General features: G+C 57.4%; 3 protein-coding genes. 1 reads left to right on the top strand and 2 read right to left on the bottom strand.

The window, feature by feature from the left end; all coding sequences use genetic code 11:
• Both WCA53_RS00640 and WCA53_RS00645 read right to left on the bottom strand, forming a co-directional pair.
• Nucleotides 1–327 (bottom strand): DUF1428 domain-containing protein (locus WCA53_RS00640; protein WP_423904202.1); only part of this gene is annotated, 327 nt, incomplete at its 3' end.
• A gap of 139 nt (nt 328–466) precedes the next feature.
• Nucleotides 467–904: a VOC family protein gene (locus WCA53_RS00645; RefSeq protein ID WP_423904204.1), complete on the bottom strand. Its 438-nt coding sequence runs from the start codon at nt 902–904 to the stop codon at nt 467–469.
• A gap of 539 nt (nt 905–1,443) precedes the next feature.
• Here WCA53_RS00645 and WCA53_RS00650 point away from each other — a divergent pair.
• A partial coding sequence (locus WCA53_RS00650) for a transposase (RefSeq protein WP_423904206.1) occupies nt 1,444–2,110 on the top strand: 667 nt, incomplete at its 3' end.

The following is a 2,110-nucleotide window of genomic DNA, read 5'->3' on the forward strand; positions in this document are numbered from 1 at the left end:
GCCATAGATTAACCGCTGGCCGTCAAAAGGCATCGGATCTTTATCTGGTTGCAGTCGCGGGTCGGCCATTACCGCTTTCATTCCTTCGTCTCGCGACTGACGCGACGGCCAGACAACCCAGGACAACACCACCGTCTCATCATCCTTGCGCTTGATCGCCATTGGAAACGACGTCACCTTGCCCTCCGGCACGTCATCTCCCCAGCATTCGACCACCTTCAATGCGCCGTGCTCCTTGAAGACGGCCGCCGCTCTTTCGGCGAACTGTCTGTAAACTTCGCGGTTGGCTGTAGGCACGGGGACAACAAATCCATCGACGTAAGTCATTCGCAATCTCCTTTTTCCCATACGGACTATCGGTGCCGGTCGGTAGCGCATCGCAACACGACCTCCCATACGCACGACGAGCGGGGAGTCAGGAAATCGACAATAGTCGGCTCCCTTGGACCGATAGCCTGCTTTGACCCTAAGCGGCGCTTTGAGGCATGGCATCGGCCTGCTCACCTAAGCGGTTGCCCAATGCCGAGGAGGTTGCCTTCGCTATCTCGGAACCAAGCAGCTCTTTCGCCGCCCCCCCCTTGGACGGGTAGTTCCCTTCTATATCAGCGATCCCGTTTATCGTTTTGAGGCCGGGAAGATCGTATTCCTCGAACGCGACTCCACGCTGTCGCAGCTCACTAACGGTTGCCTGGATGTCATCGACCTCCCAGGCCATTTGTGTGTGAGCACCTGAAGCCGACCCAGACGACTGAAAGAGTGTGAAGTAGCCCCTGCCGCATTTGTAGCGGAAGCCACCAGCCCGTTCTTCGACCGGCTTAAGGCCGAGCTTGCTCGAGTAGAAAGATCGTGCGCGAGCGAGGTCTTGCGCTGGGATCCGAGTTGCGACGTCGCTCTCTTGAAGCATGGAATACCTCTGAGGTCAAGAAAACCCAAAGACGTTGTTCGCTTCGTGCCGCGCAACGCTTCCGCTTTGCGGCCACGGAGTTTCTCTTCAGGAACCAGTTAGTCGGACGGAAACGCGCCCTTCGCCTTGATCTATCGTAGACCATGCGATCCACAAAACAGTTGCCCCCCGAATCCGCTTGGCGTCGGGCCACCCGCCGTTTCTAGGCGACGCGATTTGTAAGTATACGTGCACCCGACCTTGTTCGATGAAATCGAACCTTCCTTTGAATCACGTTGAACGACATTCAGTACCACGTGGTCCACAATCACGAACTGCTTCCGAACCGGGGCTCAAGTGCTCGAAGACGCGCCACGCCTTGTGGACCTGGGAGTGAGTCAGCGACGGGTCGTCAGTCGCCGCGCCTCGAAGGTCCCCTCGCCGCGAGCAAGCGGACGCTCGCGACCTGATTGGGAAGGACCGTTCTTGGCCCAGAGTGTGTCAAAACACAAATTTGGAGTGCTAAAATTATTCACCTCGGTAGCGAGAGGATGAGCAAGATGAAACGGTTCGTTCAAGGCGACAATCGTACGCAAAGCCTTCTCCTTCCCGAGGCGCTTGATGATTACGTGACCGACACCAATCCTGTGCGGGTGGTGGATGTCCTTGTAGATGAGCTCGATCTTCATCAGCTCGGGTTTAAAGGCGTCGAGCCGGCGCTGACCGGCCGGCCGTCATATCACCCCGAGGTGATGCTCAAGATCTACATCTACGGTTACCTGAACCGTATTCAATCCAGCCGTCGCCTTGAACGCGAGGCTCAGCGCAACGTCGAACTGATGTGGCTTACGGGCCGCCTCGCGCCGGACTTCAAGACCATTGCGCGGTTCCGTAAAGACAACGGCAAAGCGATCCGCAGCGTCTGCCGTCAGTTCGTCGTGCTATGCCAGCGTCTGGACCTGTTCGCCGAAGCGATCGTTGCGATCGACGGCAGCAAGTTCAAGGCGGTGAACCATCGCGACCGCAATTTCACCAGCGCCAAGCTCGAACGACGCATGCGCGACATCGAGTCAAGTATCGCTCGCTATCTCCAGGCGATGGACACAGCGGATCGTCAGGAACCCGCAATCGCCAAGGCCAGAACAGAGCGACTGCAAGACAAGATTGCGGCCTTGAAGGAACAGATGCAAAGCCTCAAGGAGATCGAGGTCCGACTCAACGCGGCAC

The sequence above is a fragment of the Caballeronia sp. genome, assembly GCF_049581465.1.
Lineage (GTDB): Bacteria > Pseudomonadota > Gammaproteobacteria > Burkholderiales > Burkholderiaceae > Caballeronia.